At 44.8% G+C, this 21986-nt stretch carries 21 protein-coding genes and 1 tRNA gene; 13 read left to right on the top strand and 9 right to left on the bottom strand.

Going from position 1 to position 21986, the window contains the following annotated elements:
* Positions 1 to 3: 3 nt before the first annotated feature.
* The 7 genes from I5M27_RS17205 to I5M27_RS17175 all read left to right on the top strand — a co-directional run bounded on the left by I5M27_RS17205 (position 4) and on the right by I5M27_RS17175 (position 8033).
* On the top strand, positions 4 to 1479 hold the full coding sequence (locus I5M27_RS17205) for a CsgG/HfaB family protein (protein ID WP_200507628.1): 1476 nt from the start codon (positions 4 to 6) through the stop codon (positions 1477 to 1479).
* A gap of 474 nt (positions 1480 to 1953) precedes the next feature.
* Positions 1954 to 2775: a hypothetical protein gene (locus tag I5M27_RS17200; protein WP_200507627.1), complete on the top strand. Its 822-nt coding sequence runs from the start codon at positions 1954 to 1956 to the stop codon at positions 2773 to 2775.
* Between the two features lie 613 nt (positions 2776 to 3388).
* The gene (locus I5M27_RS17195) at positions 3389 to 3967 is read left to right on the top strand and encodes a hypothetical protein (RefSeq protein WP_200507626.1); all 579 of its coding nucleotides are present in this window, start codon (positions 3389 to 3391) and stop codon (positions 3965 to 3967) included.
* A gap of 89 nt (positions 3968 to 4056) precedes the next feature.
* The gene (csgH, locus tag I5M27_RS17190; protein WP_200507625.1) at positions 4057 to 4455 is read left to right on the top strand and encodes a curli-like amyloid fiber formation chaperone CsgH; all 399 of its coding nucleotides are present in this window, start codon (positions 4057 to 4059) and stop codon (positions 4453 to 4455) included.
* A 117-nt stretch (positions 4456 to 4572) separates the two neighbouring features.
* A complete protein-coding gene (locus I5M27_RS17185) occupies positions 4573 to 6069 on the top strand; it encodes a carboxypeptidase regulatory-like domain-containing protein (protein ID WP_200507624.1) in 1497 nt (498 codons plus the stop codon).
* A 223-nt stretch (positions 6070 to 6292) separates the two neighbouring features.
* Entirely contained in the window at positions 6293 to 6838 is a 546-nt protein-coding gene (gene hslV, locus I5M27_RS17180) for an ATP-dependent protease subunit HslV (RefSeq protein ID WP_200507623.1), read from the top strand.
* A gap of 223 nt (positions 6839 to 7061) precedes the next feature.
* The gene (locus tag I5M27_RS17175) at positions 7062 to 8033 is read left to right on the top strand and encodes a deoxyhypusine synthase family protein (RefSeq protein ID WP_200507622.1); all 972 of its coding nucleotides are present in this window, start codon (positions 7062 to 7064) and stop codon (positions 8031 to 8033) included.
* 236 nt (positions 8034 to 8269) lie between these two features.
* On the opposite strand, the gene I5M27_RS17170 is transcribed toward I5M27_RS17175, so the two are convergent.
* Positions 8270 to 8623 (bottom strand): YciI family protein, encoded by a 354-nt coding sequence (locus tag I5M27_RS17170; protein ID WP_200507621.1) that lies wholly within the window; start codon positions 8621 to 8623, stop codon positions 8270 to 8272.
* Between the two features lie 130 nt (positions 8624 to 8753).
* A complete protein-coding gene (locus I5M27_RS17165) occupies positions 8754 to 9302 on the bottom strand; it encodes a 2'-5' RNA ligase family protein (RefSeq protein WP_200507619.1) in 549 nt (182 codons plus the stop codon).
* A 263-nt stretch (positions 9303 to 9565) separates the two neighbouring features.
* Here I5M27_RS17165 and abc-f point away from each other — a divergent pair, with 263 nt between their 5' ends.
* Together abc-f and I5M27_RS17155 are read left to right on the top strand one after the other, a co-directional pair.
* Positions 9566 to 11506, top strand: coding sequence for a ribosomal protection-like ABC-F family protein (abc-f, locus tag I5M27_RS17160; RefSeq protein ID WP_200507617.1), 1941 nt, complete (start codon positions 9566 to 9568; stop codon positions 11504 to 11506).
* 217 nt (positions 11507 to 11723) lie between these two features.
* Complete coding sequence (locus tag I5M27_RS17155) at positions 11724 to 13064, top strand: type IX secretion system plug protein (RefSeq protein WP_200507615.1); 1341 nt, start codon at positions 11724 to 11726, stop codon at positions 13062 to 13064.
* A gap of 193 nt (positions 13065 to 13257) precedes the next feature.
* Here I5M27_RS17155 and I5M27_RS17150 read toward each other — a convergent pair.
* From I5M27_RS17150 to I5M27_RS17140, 3 genes are all read right to left on the bottom strand, one after another.
* Positions 13258 to 13331 (bottom strand) — tRNA-Pro (locus I5M27_RS17150).
* Positions 13332 to 13390: 59 nt separating this feature from the next.
* Positions 13391 to 14488: a redox-regulated ATPase YchF gene (ychF, locus tag I5M27_RS17145; RefSeq protein WP_200507613.1), complete on the bottom strand. Its 1098-nt coding sequence runs from the start codon at positions 14486 to 14488 to the stop codon at positions 13391 to 13393.
* A 519-nt stretch (positions 14489 to 15007) separates the two neighbouring features.
* The gene (locus I5M27_RS17140) at positions 15008 to 15337 is read right to left on the bottom strand and encodes a DUF3276 family protein (RefSeq protein ID WP_200507611.1); all 330 of its coding nucleotides are present in this window, start codon (positions 15335 to 15337) and stop codon (positions 15008 to 15010) included.
* 168 nt (positions 15338 to 15505) lie between these two features.
* On the opposite strand from I5M27_RS17140, the gene I5M27_RS17135 reads away from it, so the two are divergent.
* Positions 15506 to 16420, top strand: a complete 915-nt coding sequence (locus I5M27_RS17135; RefSeq protein ID WP_200507610.1) for a DUF58 domain-containing protein — start codon at positions 15506 to 15508, stop codon at positions 16418 to 16420.
* A 592-nt stretch (positions 16421 to 17012) separates the two neighbouring features.
* On the opposite strand, the gene I5M27_RS17130 is transcribed toward I5M27_RS17135, so the two are convergent.
* The gene (locus I5M27_RS17130) at positions 17013 to 17627 is read right to left on the bottom strand and encodes a DNA-3-methyladenine glycosylase family protein (RefSeq protein WP_200507609.1); all 615 of its coding nucleotides are present in this window, start codon (positions 17625 to 17627) and stop codon (positions 17013 to 17015) included.
* A gap of 77 nt (positions 17628 to 17704) precedes the next feature.
* Positions 17705 to 18727 carry a threonine aldolase family protein gene (locus I5M27_RS17125; RefSeq protein ID WP_200507608.1) on the bottom strand — a complete coding sequence of 341 codons (1023 nt, stop codon included), beginning with the start codon at positions 18725 to 18727 and terminating at the stop codon, positions 17705 to 17707.
* 77 nt (positions 18728 to 18804) lie between these two features.
* Between I5M27_RS17125 and I5M27_RS17120 the strand changes: the two genes are divergently transcribed.
* The gene (locus tag I5M27_RS17120; RefSeq protein ID WP_200507705.1) at positions 18805 to 19074 is read left to right on the top strand and encodes a hypothetical protein; all 270 of its coding nucleotides are present in this window, start codon (positions 18805 to 18807) and stop codon (positions 19072 to 19074) included.
* Positions 19075 to 19364: 290 nt separating this feature from the next.
* On the opposite strand, the gene I5M27_RS17115 is transcribed toward I5M27_RS17120, so the two are convergent.
* Entirely contained in the window at positions 19365 to 19862 is a 498-nt protein-coding gene (locus I5M27_RS17115) for a metallophosphoesterase family protein (RefSeq protein WP_200507607.1), read from the bottom strand.
* A gap of 152 nt (positions 19863 to 20014) precedes the next feature.
* On the opposite strand from I5M27_RS17115, the gene I5M27_RS17110 reads away from it, so the two are divergent.
* Both I5M27_RS17110 and I5M27_RS17105 read left to right on the top strand, forming a co-directional pair.
* Positions 20015 to 20395, top strand: a complete 381-nt coding sequence (locus I5M27_RS17110) for a hypothetical protein (RefSeq protein WP_200507606.1) — start codon at positions 20015 to 20017, stop codon at positions 20393 to 20395.
* A 65-nt stretch (positions 20396 to 20460) separates the two neighbouring features.
* Positions 20461 to 21126: an MCP four helix bundle domain-containing protein gene (locus tag I5M27_RS17105; RefSeq protein ID WP_200507605.1), complete on the top strand. Its 666-nt coding sequence runs from the start codon at positions 20461 to 20463 to the stop codon at positions 21124 to 21126.
* A 140-nt stretch (positions 21127 to 21266) separates the two neighbouring features.
* Here I5M27_RS17105 and pyrE read toward each other — a convergent pair whose 3' ends face one another.
* Positions 21267 to 21905, bottom strand: a complete 639-nt coding sequence (gene pyrE, locus I5M27_RS17100; RefSeq protein WP_200507604.1) for an orotate phosphoribosyltransferase — start codon at positions 21903 to 21905, stop codon at positions 21267 to 21269.
* Between the last annotated feature and the right edge of the window lie 81 nt (positions 21906 to 21986).

The following is a 21986-nucleotide window of genomic DNA, read 5'->3' as shown; positions in this document are numbered from 1 at the left end:
CCGATGAAAAACTCCAGTAGAAATTACTTCCGACAACTGTTTATTTTTGTGGTATTGGCCGGATTAAATTATGGCTGTGCGCCTTATTTCCACCAGCCCCTGAAAACTTCCAAAGCCCGGCTTGGGGCAGAAGCTCCCGGTCACGACGAATTAACCGACCTGCCGGCTCCGGAAGAAAAAATAGTGGCCGCCGTTTACAAATTCCGCGACCAGACCGGGCAGTACAAACCTTCTGTTGCAGGCTCCAGTTTTTCTACTGCCGTTACGCAGGGAGCCACTTCGGTTTTGCTGCGGGCGCTCGAAGAGTCTGGCTGGTTTACTGTTATTGAACGAGAAAACCTGGGTAATTTACTGAACGAACGCAAAATTATTCGCTCCAGCCGGGCCGAATATGCCGAGCAGACCGGGCGCAAGGAACCCATGCTGCCGCCTTTGCTTTTTGCGGGCATTGTGCTGGAAGGGGGGATTATTTCTTACGATGCCAACATGATGACGGGCGGGGCCGGTTTGCGGTATTTCGGGGCCGGGGCTTCGGGGCAGTACCGTGAAGACCGGGTTACCATTTACCTGCGGGCTATTTCTACCAGCAACGGACGGGTTTTAAAAACGGTTTATACTTCTAAAACCGTGCTTTCGCAACAGGTAGATGTGGGTTTGTTCCGGTTCGTGAAATTCAAGCGCCTGCTCGAAACCGAAACCGGTTTTACCTATAACGAACCCTCGGAAATGGCGGTGAAAGAAGCGATTGAGAAAGCCGTACAAAGCCTGATTATTGAAGGCGTAATTGAAGGAATGTGGCAATTTAAAGCCGGCGAACGCTCCAAATCTTTGGGAAGCGATACAATAGATGCCACCAGTATCCGCGCCGAAATTAATAAATCTGTAGTTAATAAATATTTAGCCGAGAAAAACGAAAACCGGTTTACCGATGAGCTGGGCCGTTTACTGGTGGACCGGCGAAGTTTATTGAGCATTGGCTTTAATGCCGGCGGGGTAGATTACAGCGGCGATTTTGCGAATTCCCAGATCAGGCCCATTGGCGATATCATGCTGACTTTAAATTCGCGGAATTATCTGGGGTATTACATGAAGGTAGGGCGGGGGAAACTCTTTGCTACCAATGCCTTTAATGCAGATCTATCCTTTGCGGAAGCCGGTTTGCTTTACCGGCTTTTCCCGAAAGACCGCTATACGCCTTACGCAATAGGAGGCCTTGGCGTGATCGCAACGCAGGAAGATCTGCTTTCGGCTACGGATTATGAATTGTTTCCTTCGGTAAATGTCGGGGTGGGGCTGGAATTTCTGGTAAAAGACCGGCTTGGCCTGAACCTGTCCGTGCAGAATCATTTCCTTTTCAGCGATAACCTGGACGGAGTTGAACAGGGAAGGTATAATGATTATTACTGGAGCGGTAAAGTGGGTATTAACTGGTACCTGGGGCCGCTGTTTGTAAATAAAAATAAATCTGCGCCCCGCTGATCATTTCTTGCTCCACCTGTTTTCATGGCCTCTTCCGAAGGCCATTTTTTTTATCCTGGAATACAGAATTTCCAGTCTCAAAATGTAAAAAGCGGATCAGTATTAGCTCTCGCCTTTCTTTTGAATTTCAGGAGAAAATAGTCGTTAAACACGATGCGAATTATTATTAATAAATATAATTTAAACAATAAAAAAGAAAAATTATACTATATAGCTTATTTTGTATTAATAATTGAAAAAACAATATTTTATAATAAATAAAATACAAATAAATCATTGTTATTTCAGTGCAAATATATTGTAAAAATTAATAGAAAAATGGTAATTATTCTATAGAAAATTGGTTACGTATAAAAATTTAGGTTAATAATTGTCCAAAACCATAAAAAAATATAAAAATAATTATAACCTTGGTGCTTCTTTAAAGTATAAGTCCATATAAATCTTTATTTCTAACCAAAAACCAAAACTATTATGAAAAAAGTAATGCTAGCTGCCGCCGCTGCGTTCTTCGCAGTAACAACTTCCTTCGCACAGTCCAATGACAGCGATGTAATACAATTTGGGGATGATAACACCTCCAAAGTAGATCAGGATGGCCGGAGAAATGACTCCCGGGTTATTCAGGCCGGAGATGATAATGAATCTACTGTAGACCAGTATGGCAGATACAACGAATCTACGGTTGTTCAGATCGGTAACAAAAACGAATCTCACGTAGACCAGGTCGGTACAGGCAACGGATCGCTGGTGTTCCAGGTGGGGCACAGCAATGATTCAGATGTAGATCAGTACGGCAGTGGTAACGAATCGCTGGTTGCTCAGTTAGGGGTAGATAACAGATCTGACGTGGAGCAACGCGGAAGCAGAAACAGCTCCCTGGTTTTACAACTCGGCGAAGACAACGTATCGCGGGTAGAACAGGAAGGTCGTGATAACCGCTCTCTTGTAGCCCAGGTTGGCGAAGACAACCGCTCTGCTGTATACCAGGATGGCCGTGATAACTCCTCTCTGGTTGCTCAGTTAGGCGAAGATAACTGGTCAAGAGTAGACCAGGAAGGTAAGCGCAATGGATCTTTAGTGGTTCAGTTGGGTGACGACAATGGCTCCCGTGTTGAGCAGGATGGCGACGATAACCGCTCTCTGGTTTTACAGGTTGGTCATGACCACTGGTCAAGCGTAAGCCAGTACGGCGACGACAACACTTCTTCTGTAATTCAGACTGGTTCTTACCACTCTAGCAATGTACTGCAGGTTGGCGATGACAACTCAAGCATGGTTCACCAGACTAACTAAGAATCCACAAAGACTAACTACCTTTTAATGGAATAATTTCAGAACACCGGCAGACATATGTTTGCCGGTGTTTTTTTATTCAAAGCTGCTTCCGGATCTGAATTTTTTGGTAGGCATTTTTATTTTAAGAAGACTTTTTAGCTCTTAAACCATAGCGTTTTTAGGCAGGCGGTTTTTATGATCTTGTCTGATCCTTCCTTAAAACCCTGCGCAATTAAAATGAAAACTGGTGAGATAACTTCTCAGGTTTTACATTAAAATCAGCGGAACCCGGAGGAAAATTTGTTTGCCAGACTAGTGCAGTTGTAACTTATGAATATAATGCTTTCCGGGAATTTGTTTTCACAATATTTTAAACTGTTCTCATTTCCATTTTTTAATAAAGTTCTCAAGTGGAAATATGAGTTTTACCCTGGGAAAAGATACCGTTTTAAAGTTGAGAGCAGAGCGAGGCTCCTTTGAAAACATTATTCACTTTTACCGCTTTTTTAAGTGAATTGGCGGGTAATACAATGTTGTTGACTGAAATTATGAGGCAATAATTGCTTTTATGTAAGATTAAATTGAATTTTATTCGTATCCCTTTACCAAAGTATTAAGCTGCCGAACCAAGATGAGAAAATTTATAACCCTGATAATTGCTTTTCTGGCAATTATACCGGTTTTGTGCGTGGCGCAATCTGGTAAATACGAGGAAGAACTCCTCACGAGCCAGCAACTAGCCAGCGAACGCTATATTCTGAATAATTCTGTACAGGAAAATGTGCCGGCAAATGCCCGAAATGTGGCGCTGGTAGCGCAGGATGGCAACAGCAATACTTTTGATGGAAAGCAGGTTAATGCCGGAAGCAGCCGCAATCCGAACGTGGTCGTGATCATGCAATCTGGTAACCTGAATAATGCCAGCCTGGAACAAACCGGTGAAAATAATAAAGCGAAGGTAAGCCAGCTGGGTGAAGGCAACGATTATGAGGGACGGATGAATGGCCGGAATAACGAAACTGCCATAAACCAGTTTGGAAACAACAATAGCATAAACCAGAACCTGGAGGGCGAGGGCATGAATTACCGGCTTACGCAGCAGGGCAATAATAACCAGATCAATCAATACGAGAATGGAACTCAGAATAAGGGCTATGAAGTAATTCAGCAAGGCTCCGGAATGAATATTACCATTACCAACGGATTTTAAATTTCGGGTGAAACAGGCAATAGCGGTTTCGCCTTTTACTTTTTAGTGACCAAGCAACAGCATTTTATTTTGCCTGATAAAAATAAAAAATGAAGCCTATGAACTTCTCTAAGATCCTGCTCTTACTGCCTGCTTTCGGTTTATTGGCCTTTATAAATACCCCTTATGAAAAAAGCCCGGACGGCCAGGCTAAAATTGTGCTCGACCAGCAGGAAAATATGCTGCAAATTATGAGCTATTACCAAAATGCCGGCACCGGTTCGCAGCAACTGAGCTATAAGCTCTATACGACTAAAAGAGGAAGATCGGGCAGCAGCCGCAATATGCAGGGAGGAAGTTTTGAAGTGGAAGCCGGCGAAAAAGAACTGCTGGCTCAAACCCGCATCAGCGTAAATCCCGAAGATGCTTATACTATTAAATTGATGATCTACCGGAATGGCGAAGTGGTATCGCAGGATTCGGTGGCGTATCATGGCAAGAAGAATTAAAATTGCAGCACCCTGATGTCAGGGTTTTAGTGCGTTTTACCATACCGTTTTTGAGTACCGCTTACGCTTACCCGGCAAATTGCCACCGCCCTAAACTCAATCCTATACTTCCGAATCATGTATAAAAATTTTGTTTCCCTAAGGCTGCTGCTGCTTGCTGCATTGCCGCTTTTCTGGTATTCGTGTAAAGAAGATACCGTAGAGCCTCATGTTTCCGGCACCATAACCGGGGTAGTAGTAGAAGCAGAAACCAATGCGGTGCTGGAAAATGTAAGCATTACTTCCAATCCCGCTTCCAGTGCCATTGCTACCGATAATACCGGGCGTTTCCAGATAAATGAAGTTACCGTGGGTAATTACAGCGTTACGGCTAAAAAAGTGGGTTACCGCACCACGTCGGTAAATATTCTGGTTGCCCGCGATAAGATCTCCGACATTCGGATTATTCTTGAAAAAAGCGATGGTACCAATAAAGCGCCAAATAAACCAATGCTTGCCTTGCCTGGTAACCAAAGCGAAAAGCAACCGGTTTCGGTACGACTGGTTTGGTCGGGCAGCGATCCGGACGAAGAAGATAGTTTAACTTATACGGTTGAGCTTTTTGAATCGGGGATGGCTGCTAAACGCCTGATTGCGCAAAACAGCAAAGATACCAGCGCTGTAGCCGACGGCTTAAAATACAATACGGTTTATTACTGGCAGGTAACTGCGCAGGATCCTTTCAGCCTGGAAACCAAAAGCGATATCTGGAGTTTCCGGACCCTTGATATGCCGAACTTCAAATACCTTTTCGTAAAAGAAATGAGCGGCTCGCGCGAAGTTTTTACTGCCGATTCTATCAGCCAGGTGCGCCTTACCAATACTGCTTACCAGGAAAACCAGCCATTGCTGAGTCCGCTGCGCGATAAAATTGCCTTTACCACAAATGAATACGGGCAATGGCATATTTTTACCATGAACCGCGACGGCTCGAATAAAAGACGGGTTACTGTGTCGTTTCCCGTTACCGGTTACCACAACGACGGTTTGGGCTATGCCTGGTCGCCGGACGGCTCGCAGCTCATTTATGCGCATTACGATAAGATCTACAAAATAAACCGCAACGGCACCGGCAATCAATTACTGGCTACCGCCCCGGCCAACCGCCACTTTCGGCAGCTCGACTGGACTGACCAGGGCAACAAGATCATTGCCCAAACCATGGGAACCGAAATTTTCGACTCGGAGCTTTACCTGATGAACGACAACGGAACGGGCATGACCCAGTTTTTAGGAAACATGCCGGGCCGGATCGAAAGCCCGAGTTTTTCTATTAACGGGCAGAACGTACTTTTTACCCGCGATGTGGAAGGTTTTAATGCCGCCAACGGCAGACAATTGAATTCTCACATTTTCCTGATGCGGCTCAATAAATCCGATACCATTGATCTTTCGCTACAAAAACCGGCAGGCTTTAACGATACCAACCCAAGGTTTTCGCCTAACGGTGCGCAGGTAATTTTTGAACAGGCCAGCAATGCCGTGGGTAGCCCGAGAGAGATCTGGATCATGGATTTGGATGGCAATAACCGCAGGAAACTCTTTAACGAAGGTGAAATGCCCGATTGGAAATAATACTTACTCTCACTTTAAAAAGCCTTTCTTAACCGGAAGGCTTTTTTTATTTCCGGAACTTAAAAGGGTAGGGTTTTAAGTTGAAAGAACTGCCGGCTCGGCCCAAGTTGGCGATTTGAAATATATTCGGCTAATTCGTGATTTTAAGCTAACTTTGGGCAACCCGGTAACATGTTCTTTCCGACTTTTTCCGGGTAAAACCATACCGTTTTTTGAAGAAGAAATGACCAAAGTAAAAATAAGATCTACCACGGTGGTGGGTATTTACCATAACGGCGAAATGGCCGTGGGCGCCGACGGGCAGGCCAGTATGGGAAATACCATTGCCAAAAGCAACGTAAAAAAGATCCGTAAACTGCTCGACGGCAAAATTGTAACGGGCTTTGCCGGTTCTACCGCCGATGCTTTTACCTTACTGGAGCGTTTTGAAGCCAAACTGAACGCTTACGGCCAGAATATGAAACGCGCCGCCATAGAACTTGCCAAAGACTGGCGCACCGACCGTTACCTGAGCAAACTGGAAGCCATGATGGTGGTAGCCGATAAAACCGAACTGCTCATCATTTCCGGCACCGGCGATGTTCTGGAGCCAGATAACCAGATCGCAGCCATAGGCTCGGGAAGCAATTATGCGCTGGCCGCCGCTACGGCTTTAAAGCAACACGCGCCGCATTTAACGGCCGAAGAAATGGTGCGCGAAAGTTTGAACATTGCCGCCGACATCTGCGTTTTCACCAACCATAACCTGATGGTTGAAAAGCCGGTTTAATTGTTAAATTGCTGATTGTTAATTGCTGATTGGAAAAACGCCAGGGTTTTGGGCCTTAAAAGTGTTTGGTCAGGCGTTTATAAAACAGTCGGAAATAAAACTTTTATCTATTAGATTCGGTTGAAAGCCGGAAGTAAATAACAGTGGGAAATTTGAAAATCAACCTGCTCCGGCAGATCCGTTTTCAAATCTCCAAATCTTAAATTTTTCAAATTTATTAAGCATGGAAGTAAGTAATTTCTTAAAGAAACATTTCAAACATTTCAATGCAGCTTCGTTAGTAGATGCTGCTGAAGGATATAAAAAACATTTAGCTGATGGCAACAAAATGATGATCACGCTGGCCGGTGCCATGAGTACCGCTGAGTTGGGCATTATTTTAGCCGAAATGATCCGTCAGGATAAAGTGCATGCCATTACCTGTACCGGCGCCAACCTGGAAGAAGATATTTTTAACCTGGTGGCTCACGATTTTTACGAGCGCATTCCGCATTACCGCGACTTAACGCCGCAGGATGAGCAGGACCTTCTGGAGCGCCACATGAACCGCGTAACCGATACCTGTATTCCGGAAATGGAAGCTATGCGTCGTTTGGAAAATACAGTGTTGAAATTCTGGGAAAAAGCTGATCTGGAAGGCAAATCTTATTTCCCGCACGAATTTTTCTACCAGATCCTGCTTTCCGGCGAACTGGAGCAATATTACCAGATCGATCCGAAGAACAGCTGGATGCTGGAAGCAGCCAAGAAAAACCTGCCGATCATTTGCCCGGGTTGGGAAGATTCTACTCTCGGTAACATTTATGCCGGCCACGTAATTTCCGGCGACATCAAGAATGTACATACCATGAGAACCGGTATCCAGTACATGATCGAGTTGGCAGATTGGTACACCAAGACCGCTAAGGAAGAATCTACGATCGGTTTCTTCCAGATTGGTGGCGGTATTGCCGGCGATTTCCCGATCTGCGTAGTGCCGATGCTGCACCAGGACTTACAACGTACTGGCGTGCCGCTTTGGGGTTACTTCTGCCAGATCTCCGATTCTACTACCAGCTACGGTTCTTACTCCGGCGCGGTACCAAACGAGAAAATTACCTGGGGCAAATTAGGAATCGATACGCCGAAATACGTGATCGAAAGTGATGCTACGATCGTAGCGCCATTGATCTTTGCGATGGTATTGGATATGTAATTTGGGTATCAGGTAACAAGTATCTGGTATTTTTAAACAAAAAGGCACTGCAAATCTGCGGTGCCTTTTTGTTTTTCAGATTCTGAATTTTTTCTCTTCATCGCCTTCTGCTGTATAGTTTTAAAGTTCATTGATGAAAGAAAACACTTGCAAATCCTGGCAAAAGAGGAATAAAAAAGCGCCGCATTACTGCAGCGCTTTTTTGTTTAAAAACGGTATGGTTTTGGGCTTAAAAACTAAACCAAAGTATCGCCTTTCATGCCTACGGAATTCAGCAGCTCGTAGGTGAAAACGCCTTTCTGCACAGCCGGATCAGTTTCCGTTAATTTCGCTAATGCTGCTTTATCCAGGGAATTGTAAATGCCAACGGCAGCCACATCGGTATTATCCATTACCGGCATAGAAAGCAGCATTTTGCCTTCGGCGCGTAACTTGAATAAATGCGGCAAATGCTCTGCCTGAATAATTTTTTGCGCCTCAGACGAAGAAAATTCCGGACCTTTTTTCAGCAACAAAATGGTGTAAGGTTTCATATTCGCCATTTGCGGCAATATATCCTGCGGTACAAACTGGAAGTTTGGGTTTTCCATGAGATAAGATTTTTTTGATTAAACAGATCTCAAAGATAGAGATTTTACAACCGCTTTCCTTCCGATTTTTTTTAATTAAACCGGAATAGCTTATCATTGAAAAGTAAGCTGCTGCCGGCAAAGATTAAGATTACCCTTCCACAAACTCCTTAAAATTATACACTTCTTCTTTCAGGAATTTATCACCCGATTTTTTAATAATGCAGAGATTGTCAAGCGTCATGTTCCAGTCGAAGCGGAATTGGTTCAGGTAGTGCAGCACCGGGGCCAGGCTCCAGGAACTGGTATCGCCTAAAGCCAGGGTTAAATGCGGCATCCAGAGGTTGGGGTCGTAGAAATGGCCCGTTTGCTCGCTGAATTCGCTGATCTCCTGGAAAAGCCGCGCGTGAAAACGATTGATCTCGCGGGTACGCAGAATGGGAATATAAATGACTGGTTTATCGCCGGGAAAAATGCCGATACCCATGGTGCGCGCCGTTATGGGCTGGGTTTGCACCGAAATTTTCTGCAGATAATCTTTCAGGTCCGACATCTTGGCCACATCGGTGGTAAGCCAGGTAAGGTGTGGATATGGAGTAAGCTGTACCCCTTTCAGCCCGAAAATATGATCGAGTTGAAAAACGATCTCGTTTACTTTATCGGTATGTTCCTGGTCGAGGAGGGAAGCAACAGCTAACATATTCTTTTTAGGTTTAAAACTTTAAGTTAGCAATAAAGATTCAACGCCGCTTTAAATAGCAGATTATTTTTTTGTTTCACGGCCTGAAAGGTAGGATTAACCTCTTCGGCCGGATTCTTTCCTTTATTTCGGTTGGTTTTAAAAGCAGTTTTACGGTTTTCAGGTTTTTTAGTGCTAAAGCATAGCGTTTTGGGCGGCGTTTTAGCGGCTTCGGGCAATCCGGACGAAAATCCGTACCTTTGCGGTTTCATTTCAGGGCAATTATGATTTCCATTAATAACCTTAGCTTTCATTTTGGCAGCCGCACGCTTTACGAGGATGCCAGTTTACATATAAAACCCAAAGATAAGATCGGCCTGATCGGGCTGAACGGTACCGGAAAATCTACCTTGCTGCGCGTGCTGGTGGGCGAATACAAACCCGATGCCGGCAGCATTCAGATGAGTAAAGATACCACCATCGGTTTCTTGAACCAGGATCTACTCAGCTACGACACGCACGAGAGCATTCTGAGCGTGGCCATGCAGGCATTTGAGCAGGCTTTGCAGATCCAGAAGGAAATAGACGAAGTGCTGCACCAGATGGATACCAATTACGAGGATGCGCTGGTAGAAAAACTGGCCAAACTACAGGATCAATTCGATGCCCTGGACGGTTACAACATGCAAAGCAAAGCCGAAGAAATTCTGGAAGGCCTTGGTTTTACTACCGAAGAATTGCAGCGTCCGCTCAAAACGTTTTCCGGGGGATGGCGCATGCGCGTGATGCTGGCCAAAATTCTCTTGCAGAAACCTTCATTACTTTTGCTCGATGAACCAACCAACCACCTGGACTTACCTTCCATTAAATGGCTGGAAAACTACCTGGAAGGCTACGAAGGCGCGGTTATTATCGTATCGCACGACCGGGAATTCCTGGATAAAACCACGAACATGACCGTGGAAGTGGCGCAGCAGAAACTCAACATTTACGCCGGTAATTACTCGTTTTATTTAGAGGAAAAAGAGCTGCGAAACGAAATTCAGAAAGGTGCTTTCGAAAACCAGCAGGCCGCGATCCGGCAAACGGAGCGCTTTATTGAGCGTTTCAAGGCTAAAGCCACCAAAGCCAAGCAGGCTCAAAGCCGCATGAAAGCGCTGGAACGCATGGATAGGATCGAGGATGTAGCTTCCGATGCGCCGAAAGTGAATTTCAAGTTCCAGTTCAGCGTGGAGCCGGGCCGGCACATTCTGCGCCTGGAGCACATGAGCAAAAAATACGGCGACAAAATCATTTTCCGCGATACGAACGTGCACATTGAGCGCGGCGATAAAATTGCCTTGATCGGGGCGAACGGAAAAGGTAAATCTACGCTCATGCGGATTGTAGCCGGTACCGAACCGGTAGAAGGCAAACACCAGCTCGGCCACAACGTGATCATGGCGTTTTACGCACAGCACCAGCTGGAAAGCTTAACGGTAGAGAACGAAATTTTGCAGGAACTCACCGAAGCCGGCAGCAAGCGCAACGAGATGGAATTGCGCACCATTCTGGGTTCATTCCTTTTTACCGGCGACCAGGTTTTTAAGAAAATAAAAGTGCTTTCCGGCGGTGAAAAAAGCCGGGTGGCTTTGGCCAAGACTTTGATCTCGGAAGCCAACTTTTTGCTGCTCGATGAGCCTACGAACCACCTGGATATGCAATCGGTAAATATTCTGATCCAGGCGCTGGACCAATACGAAGGCACGTTCGTGGTAATTTCCCACGACAGGTATTTTGTAGAGAACGTGGCGAACAAGATCTGGTACATTGAAGATTATCAGCTGAAAGAATATCCGGGCACGTACCACGAGTTCGAAATGTTCCAGGAAAGCAAAGAAAAAGAAGCGAAGAAGAACGCCCCGAAGCCGGAAAAAACGGTAATAAAAACGGAAGCAAAACCCAAAACCGAAGTAAACCCGAACAATTTCCAGCAGCTGCAGAATGACTTGAAAAAAGCCGGCAAACAATTGCAGGAAGTAGAAATGAAAGTGCAGGAACTGGAACAGGAACTGGCCGCTTACGAAGCAAAACTGGCCGAGCCGGAAGTATATGGCAACGTGAGTTCGCTTACCGATTTTACCCTGAAATTCGAGAAAACGAAAAAAGAACTGGACGCTAAAAACAGCGAATGGGAAACAGTAGCAGAACAGGTAGAAAACCTGGAGGGTCAGTTGAGAGGTTAAATGCTTGAATTGTTAAATTGTTTAATTGTTTAATTGTTTAATTGTTAAATTGAAAGCATTTAGTATTAGTGTCTGATTTATAATTTATCAGGTTTTTGAATAGCCCCTGGTTTTTGCCGGGGGCTTTCTTTTTGATATAAGTTTTATTTACGCCCGAACTTTTTAAAATATTGAGTAATTTCCCTGCGTTAAAACTGCTGCCACTTAAACCTTCTGCATGACTTTTTCCTTCCGAAACCATACCATTTTTGCTTTGCTGAGTTTGAGTTTGCTGGGATGTGTACCGCTCGGCGAACCCATTACCGGTGAAAATACGACTGTTGCCAAAACCCCTGAATACTACGCTCAACGCACCCTGCAATACTCCGATCATATTTATTCCGATGCCATCAGAACGGTGCAGTTCTATGCCGGAACCAACACAGCCGAAGATGTACTGACTGCGCCCGTGATCTCTTTTGCGCAAAGTGTGCCGGTTATTTTAGAGTTCGATGAGTTGAGCGAGGTGCAGAAACGCTTTCGGGTAAAACTGGTGCATTGCGATTATAACTGGGCCCCGTCTACGCTTTCGGAAATTCAGTATGCCAACGATTATAACGAGTATTACATAACCGATATCCGCCCGAACGGAAACACGAAAGTGCCGTTTTTTCATTATGCTTTTCGGGTGCCAAGGGTAAAAATTTCGGGTAATTATCTGCTGGTGGTTTCGGATGAACAGGGCAATTACGTGATGACGCGCCGCTTTATGGTATACGAGAACGTGGTGGCGGCCAGCCTGATCCCCACTTTTTCGGCGGGCGTGGGCGAGCGGTATTCCATGCAGCAACTCAACATCAATATCATGTACGGCAAATACGAACTGGTTAATCCGATGCAGGAAGTGAAGATCGTTCTGCGCCAGAACCAGCGCTGGGATAATGCCAAATTCAATATCCGGCCAACCTACGTGCACGACGCGCAGCAGCGCCTGGAATATACGTTCTACGATGCGCGCAATAATTTTTTAGGCCTGAATGAATTCCGCGTTTTTGATACCCGGAGCTTGCGTTACACCGGTTTCAACCTGGCTTCTATAAACCGCGAAGTAAACCCGACCGAAGTTCTTTTAACTGTGCAGCAAAGCCGCGGAAAAGATGTTTATGCCCGTTATCCGGATGTGAATGGCAAGTTCATAATTGATAACCGCGAATACGGAAACGGCGATACGGAAGGCGATTATGCATGGGTAAATTTTCAGGTGAAAGCCGAAACGGAAGCGCCGGGACCGGTTTATGTTTTAGGCCAGCTGAGCGAATGGAAAGCGCAGGAAAATTTCAAACTCACGTATCACCCCACCGAAAAAGCGTATACCGGCCGGGCTTTACTGAAACAAGGCTATTATAATTTTATGCTGGCCGTAAAAATGCCCGATGGCACGCTCGACGAACGTTATTTCGAAAACTCTTTTGCCGATACTGAAAATTTCTACGATCTGCTGGTGTATTATCGCCCGCCGGGAAGCCGCGCTGATCTGCTGATCTCTTACGTGGCGCAGCAAGTGAATGGAGACCGGTAAGGTTATGCTTGAATGCTTGAATTCGTGAATTAGAAATTTGCCAGGTGCAAGTGACAACTGCGGCTTAACACTTGCATCAGACAGAAAAGTCAATCACTAATTCTCACATTCAATTATTAAAACTAAAAAGCCAGCCTCATTTCTGAAGCTGGCTTTTTAGTTTTTAGCTTTACAGGCTACCGTTTTTGGTTAGTCGGGATGGCCGGATTTGAACCGACGACCTCCAGCACCCCATGCTGGCGCGATACCGGGCTACGCTACATCCCGAAGGTTTCCGGTGCAAATAAAATGAGTTTTATGCTCCGGAACAATAGCATTTTTGAAAATTAAACGTTGAAACGGAAGTGCATGATGTCGCCGTCCTGCACCACGTATTCTTTACCTTCCACCGCCATTTTACCGGCTTCTTTTATTTTCGCTTCCGATTTATATTCCTGGTAATCTTTCAGTTTAATTACTTCGGCGCGGATAAAGCCTTTCTCGAAATCGGTGTGAATTACGCCAGCGGCAGCAGGGGCTTTCCAGCCTTTTTCGATCGTCCAGGCACGTACTTCTTTTACGCCGGCTGTGAAATACGTGATCAGGTTCAGGATAGAGTAGGAGGCGCGGATCAGTTTATTTAAACCAGATTCGGTTAAACCATATTCTTCCAGGAACATTTGTTTGTCATCCGGATCCTCAATTTCGGCGATCTGGGCTTCAATGGCGGCAGAAATTACCACTACTTCAGCGTTTTCGTCTTTTACGTGTTCTTTCAGCGCATCCACAAATTTGTTACCCGAATTGATCGAAGCTTCGTCTACGTTAGCGGCGTAAATTACCGGTTTAATGGTAAGCAGTTTCAGGTCGTCTATGGCTTCCAGGTCTTCTTCAGAGGCTTCCAGCGAACGCGCGTTTTTGCCGGCCGTTAAATTTTCTTTGAATTTCAGCAGGCTGGCCAGTTCTTTTTTGGCTTTGGCATCGCCGGCTTTGGCGGTACGCTCCACTTTCTGGATCTTTTTATCTACCGATTCCAAATCTTTGATCTGAAGCTCGGTATCAATTACATCTTTATCGAAAACCGGGTCTACACCGCCGGCTACGTGCACAATATTGGGGTCGTCGAAGCAGCGGATCACGTGAATGATGGCGTCTACTTCGCGGATGTTGGCCAGGAATTTATTGCCTAAGCCTTCGCCTTTGGAAGCCCCTTTTACCAGACCGGCAATGTCCACAAACTCTACAATGGTTGGCAGTACGCGCTCGGGGTGCACGAGTTCTTCCAGGATCTGCAGGCGCTCATCTGGTACGGTTACCACGCCTACGTTCGGTTCGATAGTACAGAACGGATAATTGGCAGATTCAGCTTTGGCGCTGGAAATGGCGTTGAATAAGGTAGATTTTCCTACGTTCGGCAGCCCGACAATTCCGCAGCGAAGTCCCATAATGTATATTTATTTATTGTTTTCTGAATTGGTTTTAGTTGGTTTTGAAACCGGCCGCAAAGATACGGTTTATTTAATAATTGCTAATTGTTAATTATGCAGGTATTTTGGCCGTTGTTTGGTTTTTTACCGACAATTATACTTTTTTACTTTAAAAGGATACCATTTTCCATTTTTGGCTTTATCACTTTGTTCAGTTTCTGAAGCTGTTTTATAGCTCACATAATTAGCTGCCGTAAACGCAAATTATACTTGCTTTTCATCGCTTTCGTTAATCGTGCTCCGCTTTTGCGTTCGAGGGTAGTACTCAGAATTTTTGAATCCTTTAATCCCCTAATCCTGCAAATCCCAATTCAAACAAAAATCCTGTTCATCCCAAAAAATCCTAAAAATCTTGTTTAGACAATTTATTAAGTAAATCCTTTCATCCAACAAATCCTGATCAAAATCCTGATCAAAAAAAAGCCCCCGGAATTTTCCGGGGGCTTTCAAAAATTTACTTCATAGTTTTATTTCAACTTATTCCCATTTCAGTTCTTCGTCCAGAACGGCTACGGGCTCATTTTCCAGACGTTCGAGTTCGGCGAGGTCTTCTTCGGAAAGGAGGTTGGTTTTTACGTGATCGATGGTGCCTTGCAGGGCTTCCATGAACTTGGCAAAATCTTCTTTGTATAAGAAAATTTTGTGTTTCTCGTAAGAGTATGTATCGTTGTTGAACTTGCGCTTACTCTCCGTAATAGTCAGATAGAAGTCGTTGGAACGCGTTGATTTTACATCAAAAAAATAGGTGCGTTTGCCGGCTCTTATTCGTTGCGAATAAATTTCTGCTTTTTCGTTGTTCTCTTCCACAGGGCTTTAGTTAGATACATTTATTTTATCTGCTAAAAATAAAAGTTTAGTTTGAACAATAAAAATTTTTAACGGAAATTTAAACACTATTTAACAAGAATTTATCTGAGTTTTTAACGTTAGAAGCATAGCGTTTTAGATTAAGTGGTTCGTTTTCAAAAAGATAATATGGCACAACAGTTAGATCTGGCAACCGTGAGGCAGTTTGGTAACATGGAATTTCTGGCCCGGCAGCTGGTGGAAGGCTTTATTACCGGCCTTCATAAGTCGCCGTACCACGGTTTTTCAGTAGAATTTTCGGAGCACCGCTTATATAACAGCGGCGAAAGCACGCGCCACATCGACTGGAAAGTCTTTGCCCGTACCGATAAATTATTTGTAAAACGCTACGAAGAGGAAACCAACCTGCGCTGCCATATTCTGCTCGATGTTTCACCGAGTATGTATTACCCCGAAGCCACGAACGGCAAACTAACCTTCAGTGCTTTGGCGGCGGCAGCTTTAACTACTATGCTGCAAAAGCAACGCGATGCCGTGGGGCTGATCACTTTTGCGGATAAGATATTGGAGCAGTCGCCGGTAAAATCTACGGGTTCGCATGTGCATACATTAATGATGACGTTGCAGAATCTGCTTAACCAGCCGCGACCAACCGGGCAAACCGATGTAGCCAAAGTTCTGCACCAGATCGCGGCGCAGATCCCGAAGCGCTCTTTGGTTATTATTTTCTCCGATATGTTCAGCCGTCAGGAAGATGCCGATGCCATTTTTGCGGCCTTGCAGCATTTAAAACATCAGAATCACGAAGTGTTGCTTTTTCACGTAATGGATCAGAAAACCGAAGCAGCCTTTGAATTTACCGAACGGCCTTATGTGTTTGTGGATGTGGAAACCGGTGAGCAATTGAAATTACAGCCTAGTCAGGTACGGGAAAGTTATAAAAAAGCGATTGAAGAATTTAAACACAGCCTGGAATTGAAATGCCATCAATACAAGATCGATTTTATTCCGGTAGATATAAACGAGCCTTTTGATAAGGTGCTTTATGGGTATCTGGTGAAGCGGGGGAAAATGAGGGTTTAGTTTTTTAGGTCAAAAGCATACCGTTTTCATAGTCTGCTTTTTACTTTTAACCTATAATGGTTTACTTTCATAGTTTACTTTTTCCCTCAAGCCGGGTGGCTTCGTTTCTGCGTTCGCGGCTGCAACCCTTCCTGCCCTGGCGGGCTGCCTCGTTCCTCGGCACCGGAAGTCTTGGAGGCCGCTCGCACAGAAACTGGTGTCTGTTTCCCTTCGTAGTGAGCTTCTTTTTATTTTAGTTTCCTGGATAACGTGATTTTCAAGGTACGCTGCGCTGGCGATAGGGGTGATATTGGAATGTAAAAAGGCACTCACGAGAGGTAACCCTACCGGTAAATTCTATTTGTTGATTCTGAAAATTCTTGAATTCAGAAAATTCGGACTCTGACAAGAATCCTTAAATCCCCTAATCTGATAAATCCAAATTCAGACAAATAATCCTGCCCATCTCATAAATCCCTAAAATCGTGTTCAAATCATTGCTGATGGTTTTAAGCTCCCCACCTGGACAGTCGCAGATCTTGGAGATTTTCAGGGGAGGGTTGGGGTGATTAATCACATTACCCGATAAAAGCGGCATGGCTTTGGGCAAATTTTATCCCGGCATATTATCCAAACTCTTCCATAGATATTTGCTGGCCAGTGTGCGATAGGGTTTCCAGTTTTCGGCTATTTCGAACATTTGTTGGCGGAGTACTTTTTTTTCGGAAGTTAAACCATAGCGCTTTTTCATGGCGTTTTGAATGCCGAGGTCATCTGCCGGAAAAACATCGGGACGATCTAAGGCAAACATTAAAAGCATTTCGGCGGTCCAGCGACCGACGCCTTTTATGCTGGTAAGATGCTTTATTAGCGCTTCATCATCCAGGTGACTGATCACTTCCGGCTCCAGTTTTCCGCTTTTCTTAAATTCCGCAACTGCCCGCACATAACCGCTTTTCTGGCCCGATAACCCTACGCCGCGCAATTGTTCATCTAAAAGCAAAAGCACTTCTTCCGGGTTCGGGTACGTGCTGGGAAACAGATTTATGAAGCGGGCATAGATCGTAGCCGCTGCCTTAACCGAAAGTTGCTGGCCAACAACAGAGCGGAGTAAAGTCAGGTAAAAATCCGGTTCTTTCGGTTTCGGTGGGATTGGCGGAAGCGAAATTATAAGTTCGGCAATAACCGGATCGGAATTTAAATGGGCAATGGCTTTTTGATAGGGCATGTGTTTTGAGCAGAAATTAGATAGCGTTTTGCTGCAGTTTGAAAATTATGTTAATCAGTAATGTGTTAGTACTGGTTTTACGCGATTGCTTTCAGAACCTTTATGCTTTTTTCCAGCATATCGTCAGTAAAATCTAAGTGCGTAACAAAACGGATCTGCTGCGGGCCAAAACCGGAAGCCAGGATATTTTGTTCGGCCAGTTTAGCCAGGAAAGTGTCGGGATCGATGCCGTTCTGAAGCTTGAAAATAACAATGTTGGTTTCTACGGGCAGCACTTCGGCTATAAAAGCGCAGGTTTTCAGGCTTTCTTCCAGTTGTTTGGCGCGGGTGTGGTCCTGAGTTAGGCGGTCCAGGTTGTTTTGCAGGGCATATATGCCGGCTGCGGCCAGATAACCCGCCTGTCGCATACCGCCGCCTAAAACTTTCCTGATCCGGCGGGCTTTTTTAATGTTGGCTTCGGTGCCTAATAAAACCGATCCTACGGGTGCGCCTAAGCCTTTCGATAAGCAAACCGAAATGGTATCGAAATACTGGCCGTGCTGCGCCGGGGTTTCCTTCGCGGCAACTAAGGCGTTAAAAACTCTGGCGCCGTCTAAGTGCAGCGCCAGATTCTGGCTGCGACATAGTTCAGCGATCGGGGCAATTTCCGCCGCAGTATAATAAGAACCGCCGCCTTTGTTGCTGGTGTTTTCGAGCGAAACCAATTTGGAGATGGGGTAGTGAATATTGTCGGGGCGAATGCATTGGGCTATTTGATCTGCGTTGATTTTGCCGCGCTCGCCCGGAATCACGCAAACCGAAGCCGCCGAATTAAATGCAATACCGCCGCCTTCGTAATTATAAATGTGAGCCGTAAGGTCGCAGATCACTTCCGATAGCGGTTCGGTGTGCAGTTTGATGGCGATCTGGTTGGTCATGGTACCGGAAGGGCAGAAAAGGCCAGCTTCTTTGCCAAAAAACTGCGCACAGCTCTTTTCCAGCATGTTTACGGTTGGGTCTTCGCCATATACATCGTCGCCGGTTTGGGCCTGGAACATGGCTTCCAGCATGGCTTTGGAGGGTTTGGTAACGGTGTCGGAGCGGAGATCTATAGTATTCATTCGATATTTAGCTGAGAATTTGTTTTAAAATTAAAAATATTCTGTTACTTTTGCGTTCCAATTTTAACTATTGAAAGATGGCTATTACAAGATTAAAAAGAAAAGACCGCAAAAATAAAGCAAGAGCGAATAACAAGCAGACCGTAATTAAACAATTACTGCGCGTGCCGGTTATTAAAAACGTTGATCCGGAAGAACTGAAAGCCCAGTTCGGCAAACCAGGCGTTGTTGGCACTGTAAAAAAAGCCATCTCTGAAGTAGCTCACAAAGTGGAAGACGTAGTAGAAGCTGTAAAAGAAAAAGTTGACAGCGCACTGCATTCTGACGAAGCAAAATCTGCTGAGTAATTTTTACTGTTAAAGCTCCTGGTCGTTTTAGTCTGATTATATAGCTTTAGCAGTTTTTAGTGTAATTACCATACTGTTTTCATAATATTAGAAGTGTGCCTGTTTATCGGGCACACTTTTTTGTTTTGTCGGTGATTTAAAAGTTTTTTAAGTATTGCTTTGTGGCTGGACCTGCTTGGGTAACGGCAGAAACGGAGTTTACAGGCAATGCTTATGTTTTTGCCTGTGGTTTTTAGTTTGTGTTGAGCTGAAGGGTTAAAATAGTTTTCAGGCCCGAAAGGATACCGTTTTTATCCGGCCCTCTTACCCAATTCTATAACCTGCAGGTTTTCAATTTTCCCGGCGTTTATGTCGAATTTCATCATGGTGCGCATGGTATGAAACCCGTGCTTGCCGGCCGCGCCCGGGTTTAAATGCAGTAACCCTAGTTTTTTATCGGGTATCACTTTTAGGATGTGCGAATGGCCGGTGATGAACAGACCGGGCGGGTTCTGCTGGATTTCCGTTCTGATATCGGGATGGTACTTGCCGGGGTAGCCGCCGATGTGGGTGATGAGAACTTCCAAACCGGCTACGTTAAAGCGGTTTACCTTCGGATGGATCAGACGGATGCGTTGATCGTCGATGTTGCCGTAAACGCCGCGTAAGGGCTTTAAATTGGCCAGCGTATCCGAAACTTCTACGTTGCCGAAATCGCCGGCGTGCCAGATCTCATCGCAGGTGCTGAGGTGGTGCAGAATGCGTTCGTCGAGGTAGGAGTGGGTGTCGGAGAGGAGGCCGATTTTCATTGGTGGTTCTTATTGGAATTGTAAAGTTAGGTTTTTACTTTCAGGAGATTTCAAACTAGTTTGAAATTTCTAATCAAACTATTCCTATGCGATTAGCGGTTATTCATATATTAATTAAGGATTTGTCTTTCATGGTAGTTTATTTCATTCTCATGAAATACAACATAACAAATGAAACATATTTACCTGATACAATAAGATATTTCCCAGCGGCACCCGAACTAATCTTTATAGAAATGATTGGAGGGGCATTTTTTTATAATATGTTTCCACTGACAGTTAGTATCATTACTTATTTTCCCATCGTTTTTTTTACAAATAAGTTGATAAAAAAAGAGCGGCGGGTTAGATTAATTATAACTGGTTTTCTACTAACCTCTACCACACCTTTATTTTATTTTGCCATTAATAATTGGAAGCATAATGATTATTATCAAAAGACTACTGAAGGCTTAGCATGGATAGTTTGCTTTGCCCTTTCTATGATCTTCTATTATAAAAGTAATAAGAAGGACAAAGATATTTTTGCTTGACTGAACTTCTTTTTATAATAAAAATTGCTTATATTACTCTGATTCACATTAATTTATAAATTATCATGAAATGGGCATTCACCATTCAGCAGAAAACCCGGGCAGCGCTTATTTTGGGCGTGGTTTTTCTGCTGGTATTCGCAAAGAACTGCTACGACGAACGCAAGGTGGCGGAGCTGGGAAATTCTTTTGCTTCAGTTTATGAAGACCGCCTGGTGGTAGAAAGCTACATTTATCAGCTTTCCGACCATTTGTACCAGAAAAAGATCATGCTCGATAATTGCAGCAGCCAGGAGAATCTGGGGAATTTGCAGGCTAAGATCGGGGCGCAAAATTCCGCGATCCATTCACTGATTCTGCATTACGAAAAAACCAGGCTCACCGAAAAAGAAGCAGTTAGCTTCCAGGATTTTAAGGAGAACGTGGCAACGATCGAAAAACTGGAAAGCCAATATATGGCCGGAGTTGGTCAGGCGCTGCCGGAAAAAAAAGTTACGTTGGATGCTTCTTATGTATCGGCTGCCGAAAACCTGCACGAACTTTCCGGAATTCAGGTAGCGGAGGGCAGACTGCTGAGCGAAAAGTCTAAGAAAATGATCGCGGGTTCTTCGCTTTTAACCCAATTTGAGCTGGCAATCCTGATCGGGGTCGGTTTGCTGATCCAGGGACTGATCTTTGCGGCCAAATCGGCCAAACCTAAAAAACCGCAACAGCATTTCAGTTTGAACTGACTTTTTGGGCCTGAAATCATAGCGTTTTTGATTTTTAATTCTTCAGAAAATAAACTAGCCTTAAAACTAAAAAAGTGCAGCCCGAAAATTTTCAGGCTGCACTTTTTGCATTAAAAATGGTAGCGTTTTTAAAAGTAAAACTAAACTCCCCAAACTTCCGGAGCTTCGCGCCAGCTTTTCAGGCTTTCGAATGATTCGGGTTTGATGATTCCTTTTTCCTGGGCCACTTCGGCTAAAACGTTGTAATTGCTGAGCGTCACCAATGGAATATGGGCTTCTTCAAAATTCTGGTCGGCTTTGGCGAAGCCGTAAGTGAAGATCGCGGCCATGCCAATAACTTCAGCGTTAGCAGCCTGCACCGCTTTAGCCGATTTTAAGGAGCTTCCGCCGGTAGAGATCAGGTCTTCCAGCATCACCACTTTTTTTCCGGCTTCCAGGTGGCCTTCAATCTGGTTGCCCATGCCGTGGCTTTTCGGTTCCGGACGCACATACACGAACGGTAAACCCAGTTCTTCCGCTACCAAAGCACCCTGGGCAATGCCGGCTGTGGCTACGCCAGCAATCACTTCCACCTTCGGGAAATTATTTTTTATGGCCGTAGCTAAAGCCTTTTTGATAAATGTACGTATAGCGGGATGCGAAAGCGTAACACGATTGTCGCAATAGATCGGAGAGTTCCAGCCGGAACTCCATTTAAAAGGTTGTTCCGGGCGCAGTTTTACAGCGCCGGTCTCGAGCAGGTAAGCCGCAATTTTCCGGGCAGTTTCGTCTTTTTCCATGGCCAAAATTAGAAAATATTATTTCCGTATTTTTACCATGAAGCGTTTTTGTTTCCATTTTTTTTTATTGATTTGTAAAAA

The organism is Adhaeribacter terrigena (assembly GCF_016623615.1).
Lineage (GTDB): Bacteria > Bacteroidota > Bacteroidia > Cytophagales > Hymenobacteraceae > Adhaeribacter_A > Adhaeribacter_A terrigena.
The sequence above is the reverse complement of the archived record's forward strand: the minus strand, read 5'-3'. Positions and strand labels throughout refer to the sequence as shown.